Annotated in this window: 6 protein-coding genes and 2 pseudogenes; 2 read left to right on the forward strand and 6 right to left on the reverse strand. The window is 62.0% G+C overall.

Going from position 1 to position 6,514, the window contains the following annotated elements; translation table 11 throughout:
• A partial coding sequence (locus tag EOA79_RS28135; protein ID WP_206639278.1) for a dihydroxy-acid dehydratase occupies positions 1 to 493 on the forward strand: 493 nt, incomplete at its 5' end.
• A gap of 93 nt (positions 494 to 586) precedes the next feature.
• On the opposite strand, the gene EOA79_RS28140 is transcribed toward EOA79_RS28135, so the two are convergent.
• Positions 587 to 1,483 (reverse strand): LysR family transcriptional regulator, encoded by an 897-nt coding sequence (locus EOA79_RS28140; RefSeq protein ID WP_067327227.1) that lies wholly within the window; start codon positions 1,481 to 1,483, stop codon positions 587 to 589.
• A 107-nt stretch (positions 1,484 to 1,590) separates the two neighbouring features.
• Here EOA79_RS28140 and EOA79_RS28145 point away from each other — a divergent pair, with 107 nt between their 5' ends.
• Complete coding sequence (locus EOA79_RS28145) at positions 1,591 to 2,595, forward strand: NADP-dependent oxidoreductase (protein ID WP_095825820.1); 1,005 nt, start codon at positions 1,591 to 1,593, stop codon at positions 2,593 to 2,595.
• Between the two features lie 53 nt (positions 2,596 to 2,648).
• On the opposite strand, the pseudogene EOA79_RS33260 reads toward EOA79_RS28145, so the two are convergent.
• The 5 genes and pseudogenes from EOA79_RS33260 to EOA79_RS28165 all read right to left on the reverse strand — a co-directional run.
• A pseudogene (locus EOA79_RS33260) lies at positions 2,649 to 2,765 on the reverse strand (transposase domain-containing protein); the annotation flags it as partial.
• Positions 2,766 to 2,801: 36 nt separating this feature from the next.
• Positions 2,802 to 2,993: pseudogene (locus EOA79_RS33265) on the reverse strand (transposase); the annotation flags it as partial.
• Between the two features lie 115 nt (positions 2,994 to 3,108).
• Positions 3,109 to 4,764, reverse strand: a complete 1,656-nt coding sequence (locus EOA79_RS28155) for a VWA domain-containing protein (RefSeq protein ID WP_095825808.1) — start codon at positions 4,762 to 4,764, stop codon at positions 3,109 to 3,111.
• Positions 4,765 to 4,850: 86 nt separating this feature from the next.
• Positions 4,851 to 5,813: a GlxA family transcriptional regulator gene (locus EOA79_RS28160; RefSeq protein WP_095825809.1), complete on the reverse strand. Its 963-nt coding sequence runs from the start codon at positions 5,811 to 5,813 to the stop codon at positions 4,851 to 4,853.
• 52 nt (positions 5,814 to 5,865) lie between these two features.
• Positions 5,866 to 6,514 (reverse strand): tetrahydrofolate dehydrogenase/cyclohydrolase catalytic domain-containing protein (locus tag EOA79_RS28165; protein ID WP_128293490.1); only part of this gene is annotated, 649 nt, incomplete at its 5' end.

Below are 6,514 nucleotides of genomic sequence, written 5' to 3' on the forward strand. Positions count from 1 at the left end.
GCGCGTCATCGAGGCGCCGGCCAAGGTGTTCGACAGCCAGCAGGGGCTGAACGAAGCTTTCAAGTCGGGCACGCTGACCGGCGACTTCGTCGCCGTGATCCGCTTCCAGGGGCCGAAGGCCAACGGCATGCCGGAACTACACAAGCTGACCACCGTGCTCGGCGTGCTGCAGGATCGCGGCCAGCGCGTCGCGCTGGTGACCGACGGGCGCATGTCGGGTGCTTCCGGCAAGGTGCCGGCGGCGATCCATGTGACGCCGGAAGCGGTCGAGGACGGGCCGATCGCCAGGATCCATGACGGCGACATCATTCGCCTCGACGCCGATGCAGGCACGCTGGAGGTGCTGGTGCCGGGAACGGAGTTCGCGCTGCGCCGCACGGCGGATGCCGACCTGATCGGCAACGAGTTCGGCTTCGGCCGCGAGCTGTTCGCCGGCTTTCGCCAACTGGTCGGCCGCGCCGACCACGGCGCCGCCGCCTTCGCAAATGCCTAACGTCAATCTGCTAAAAAAAGAGCGGCTCGGAGCCGCCGCTCGGAGCCGCCCTTTGTCGTAAGCGGTGTGCCATCGGCACCTAGACAAGAGGTCTCACGAGGTATTCTTGCCACTGAAGACCTCCGCCAAATAGTCAATAAACACCCTGACTTTACGTGGGGTGTGACGTCGCTGAGCGTAGAAGGCGAAGATCGGTTGCTCCATGGGTTCATGATCCGGCAGCAGCCGCACGAGGCGGTTCTCCGCTATATCTTGGGCGACCATGAAATCGCCCAAGAGGGAGTACCCCCCTCCCGCTAGGCAGGCGTTTCTCACCGCTCGCGCTGAGTTCATTGTCAATTGCTGCGGCACTTCGAAGTCAATGACCTTTCCTTGATGCGAAAACTTATGAACGCGCCCCCATTCCCCGCTGACCTGAGTAACGGATGGGCACGCTCTGATCTCGTCCAAGGTCCTGGGTGTCCCATATAGCTGGCAAAACTGGGGTGTCGCGACGAACACGATCCTCTGCGTGAAAATCCTCTGCGCAATCAGGGATGAATCGTTCAACGGTCCTACCCGGATGGCGACATCGAAGTGCTCGCCAATGAGATCAACCAAACGATTGCCAAGGTCGATTGAGACATCGAGCTGCGGGAACCGTCGCACGAACTCAGGAACCACTGGTGCCAGGCACTCATTACCAAAGGCCGTTACGCAGGAGACGTGGAGTTGGCCGCGAGGAGTTTCGTGGCGTTCGCGTACTGCGCTCCGCATCTGATCAAGCTCCTCCAGGAGGCCGGTGCTCTTTTGCACGAACTCCATCCCGGCATCAGTCAGATTGATCTGCCTGGTGGTGCGGTTAAAGAGACGTACGCCGAGATCGGTCTCCAAGTCTGCCACAATGCGGCTTACCGAGGCAGCGGAAAGGCGCAAATCCCGGCTCGCGGAAGAGAAGCTGTTATGCCTGGCGACTGCCACGGCCACCTTCATGGCCTCGATCATATCCATCCGCCATTCTTCCAAAAGTCAAAATAATGTCTCTCACCGTGCGCTCTTTAACACGGAAGCCGAAATCATGCATCAATGGGGCGAACGCTCAAATTGAGGAGATGGACATGTCCAAAAATCCTAGCTGGATACTTCGCAGCTACCCTTCCGCAATGCCCTCCGTCGAGAACTGGAGCCTGGAGGAGCGTTCAATTCCCGAGGCTGCGGATGGTGAGCTGCTGGTGAAAACTCTGTGGCTCTCCGTCGATCCCTATATGCGCGGTCGGATCAGCCCCGCGAAGAATTATGCTGCTGGTTTTAGAATTGGCGATCTGATGTGTGGCGGCGGAATTGGCGAGGTAATTACGTCTGAGTCTCCAGACTTCAAGCCAGGCGACCTCGTGATGAGCGATCATTTTGGTTGGCAGCCGTTCAGCGTGATCCCGGCCGCGTCAGCCAAGCCCGTGACGACAACCGACGCTCCGATTCAGTCCGCGCTGAGCTATCTCGGCATGCCCGGTCTCACCGCCTACCTTGCCCTCCTCAAAACCGCAACTCCGAAGGTGGGGGAAACGGTGTTGATCTCTGCCGCTTCAGGAGCTGTGGGGCAGATTGCAGGACAGATCGCGCGGATCAAAGGGTTCGACCCAGTCGCTGTTGCGGGCTCGGACGAGAAGCTGGAATGGTGCAGGGAGCTTGGATATCGGACTGGCGTCAATCATCGACGCTCCGCTGATCTCGTGGCAGATGTCGCGACCGCATGCCCTAGCGGCGTCGATGTCTTTATCGACAACACCGCCGGGCCGATTCACGATGCAGCCATGTTAAACCTCAACATCTTTGGCAGAGTGGTGGTTGTCGGGACTATTGCCTTGGCCAACCGGTTTGACCAGCCTGATGTCGGTCTCAGGCATCTCAGAAGGACACTAATCACCCGTGCGCGCATAGAAGGGTTCTTGCTCGACGACCACGAAGGAGAATACGAGACCGCGATTGCCGATCTGCTGTCATGGTACAAACAGGGACTGCTTCAGACACGGGAAGATGTTGCGGAAGGGATCGAGACCGTGCCCCACGCTTTCGTTCGGATGTTGAAGGGAGAGAACTTCGGCAAGCAACTGGTCAAGCTATGACGCTCTAACGAGGGTTTGTCCGCTTCGGCCAGACTGCTATTTTTGTGCACGCGTTACTCAAGCGGATCGTTCCACGGCAGCAGCTCATCGATCCGCCTCCGCTTGTGGCCGTTGACGACGGCGGCAAGCGTGGTGGTCAAGTAGACCTGCGGATCAAATAGCATTGAGTTCGCAGATCTCCCCTGGCGCAGGCAAAAAACTAGCTTGCCCTGCCGGGCCAGCGTTCGCCAGGACGACAGATGGTTGGCCTCCAGCCCGTGGCGCTCCGCTACTTCGTTCACCGTCACGCCCGGACGCAAGCCCTCCGAAACGATCTGTGCCTTGACCTCATCCGGCCATTGGCGATGCGCCTCACGTCGGCCCCGCCGTGTCGTGAGAACCTCCAATGTCGTGTCCATGGAGAAACTCCTTCTCGCTCATCCATGGAACCTTGATCGCAGATCAGGCGTCAGCGGACAACGTTGGGGGCAAAACAGCGGTTACCCTTTTTCGTTCGTTTGCGGACGGCGATGCCTATTGAACGGTGATCTCGCTCCGCTCACCAGCCTTGATGGTCACCGGCATTTCCTTGTCCTGGCCCTGATCGGACATGTGCCGCACGACGACATAGTCGCCGGCGGGGATCGTCTGTTGCCAGCTGTCGCCATAGGTCAGGCCGAGCGATTTGCGCTTACCCTCAATATCCTTCTTTGACGAGAACACCTCGATCGAATAGGCGCCGGGCGCCGACATTGCCAGCACGCCGGCGCCGAGAGCCACCTTCACATCCTGGTTGTCGCCGGCCTTGATGCTGAAGGGCTGTTCGACAACGGCGAGATCGAGCGTGGTTAGCGCGACATAGTCGTCCGGCGGCAGCCAGAACTTGCTGTCCGGACCGTAGGAGTGCTCCACGCTTTCACGCGAACCGTCGATCTTCTTCTTCGCCTTGACGATCTCGAAGCCGATGCCGGAATTGTCGGCCTTGTCGCCGCCGGCGGTGTAGTAGGCGTTAAGCACGGCATGGCCGACGCCGACCACGATATCCTTCTCGACCGTCTGTCCGGCGGCAAGCTGGATGGTTTCGGTCACCGTGCCGGCGCCGATCTGCACCGTCACCTTCTGCTCGCCGGCGGGCACGGTGGCCTTGGTGTCGCCATAGTGGGTCGTGCTGCCGCCCGGATAGGCGAAGTAGACACGCGCCTCGCCGCTGATCTCCGAGCCCTGGCTCGCATGCGGGTGGATAACCAAGGTTCCGGCGTTCAGCGTGAACAACGGGCTGTAGGTCTGGCCGGCTTCGATCTTGATCTTCTGCTCGCTCCTTGCCTCGTCGGCGCGACCGACGACAATGTAATCGCCCGGCTCGAGATTGATCTTGAGCTCGCCATACTCGGTCATGACCTGATCGCCGCGCGAGCCGCCGGACTTGGCCTTGTAGATCTCCCAGGCATTGCCGTCGGTGATGGCATCGCCGCCTTCAGCCATGACGACGCTCGGCGTGAAGTTGAATTCAGGCTTGGCGGGTTCGGGTGCAGGCGCCGGGGCCGGAGCAGGCTCTGGCGCGGGCGCCGGCGCCGCGACGGTCTCGACCAGCGCTTGCTGCAATGCCTTCTCGTCGGAGGCCTGGATGTATTTTCCGCCGGTGTTCTCGGCGAGGCAGGCGATCTGCCTGCCTTCGTCGGCGGTCAGGCCGAAGCCGACTACGTCGGCGGTGAAGTCGACGCCGGTCTCCTTCAGCTCCTTGCCGAGCGCGCACGGATCGCCACCGCAGGTCTCAAGACCGTCGGTGATGAGAACGACCGTGGCCTTGTCCTCGGTGTATTTCAGCGCTTCGGCGGCCTGCTTGACGGCCGCCGTCAGCGGCGTCTTGCCGAGGAATTTCATGCTGTCGGCGGCCGCCGAGATCGCGCTCGCCGAACCCGCCTGCGGCGGCACGATCAGCTCGATGTCCGCGCAGCTACCTTTCTGGCGATGCCCGTAGGCCATGAAGCCGATCTCGTCGTCGCCCGGCACCGACTGCAGCACCGTGCGCAGCGATTCGCGCGCGATCTCGAGCTTCGGCTTGCCGTCTATCTGGGCCCACATGGAGCCGGATGCATCGAGAATGATGATGACCTTGTTGGCGGCAAAGCCAAAGGTGGTCATCGACAAAAGGAGGATCGCCGCAGCGACGCTCCGTGCCAGTCCCGCCATGAAAATCTCCTGAGTGAACCCCCGTCCGCGCCGGGAAAGCTATTTGAGCCGGGCTTTGCAGACAAGCCCGACGGCCGGCAAGTCGCTCAATAGGTGGTTCGGCGCTCTTCCGACGGCGGACGGCCGAACTGCAGCCGGTAGCTTTGCGCGAAATAGGAGTGGGAGGTGAAGCCGGTGGCGATCGCGACGTCGAGAATCGGCATGTTGGTCTGGCGCAGCAATTCGCGCGCCCGCTCGAGCCTGAGCCGCATGTAGTAGCGGCCCGGCGTCACGTTGAGATGGCGCAGGAACAGGCGCTCGACCTGGCGCACCGACAGGCCCGCCGACTTGGCAAGCTGCACCGCCGACAAAGGCTCATCGAGATGGTCGGCCATCAGCTCGACGATACGTCTCAGCTTCTCCGACTTGCCGGTGAGGTCGCGCTCAGGTCCGACGCGCTGGCGGTCACCGGCTGAGCGAATACGCTCGTGCTGGAACTGGTTGGCGACGCCATTGGCGAGGTTGGAGCCGAAATCGCCGCGCACGATCTCCAGCATCAGATCGATCGAGGTGGTGCCGCCGGCGCAGGTGTAGCGCTTGCGATCGATCTCGAAAACGTTGCCGGTGCAGTTGATGTCCGGAAAACGCTCCATGAAGCCGGCGCGGTTTTCCCAGTGGATAGTGCACCGGTAGCCGTCGAGCTGGCCGGCCTCGGCGAGCAGATAGGAGCCGACCGAGAGCGCGCCGAGCGCGTTGCCGCGGCGGCCCCAGCTGCGCAGCGCCGCCAGCACCTTGCTCTTGCCGGGGAACTCGGTGGTGAGCCCGACCGAGACGAACAGGATATCGACCGGCGGCATGTCGGCGACTGAATAGTCGATCTTGAGCGGAAGGCCGTTGGAAGCCATGACCGCGTCGCCATCCGCCGACATCGTCGTCCAGCCGTAATAATCGCGGCCGAGCAGACGGTTGGCCGAGCGGAAGCAATCGATCGCCGCCGCCAGCGAGAACATCGAAAACTTGTCGACCAGCAGGAAGCCGAACTGCCGACCGCCCTGAACGGGATCGCCCATGACCGGCCGTTCAACAGGAGCAGTAAGATTCGGCAAGGATGCTGCTTTCCGATCAGAAGGACGGCCGCTTCAATCCGGCCGCGAGGTAGGCGGAAGCTACAGTGTTGGCCATCAGCATGGCAATGGTCATCGGTCCGACGCCGCCGGGGACCGGCGTGATGGCGCCGGCGACCGCGGCCGCTTCGGCATAGACGACGTCGCCGACCAGCCGCGACTTGCCTTCGCCCTTCTCTGGCGCCGGGATGCGGTTGATGCCGACATCGATAACGGTGGCGCCGGGCTTCACCCAATCACCCTTGATCATTTCTGGACGGCCGACGGCGGCGACCAGGATATCGGCGGTGCGCGCCAGCGCCGGCAGGTCCTTGGTACGGCTATGGGCAATGGTGACGGTGCAGTTGGCGGCGAGCAGCAGATTGGCCATCGGCTTGCCGACGATGTTGGAGCGGCCGACGACGATGGCATTGAGGCCGGAAAGGTCCTTGCCGCGCACGCGCTGGATCAACAGCATCGAGCCGGCGGGCGTGCAGGGCACGAACGCCGTCTCGAGCTCGCCGGTGCCGAGCTTGCCGACATTGATGAAGTGGAAGCCGTCGACATCCTTTTCCGGCGCGATCGTCTGGATGACCTTGCCGGCATCGATATGGCCGGGCAGCGGCAGTTGCACGAGGATGCCGTGGATCGACGGGTCGGCGTTGAGA

This window comes from Mesorhizobium sp. M1A.F.Ca.IN.020.03.2.1 (assembly GCF_004023205.1).
Lineage (GTDB): Bacteria > Pseudomonadota > Alphaproteobacteria > Rhizobiales > Rhizobiaceae > Mesorhizobium.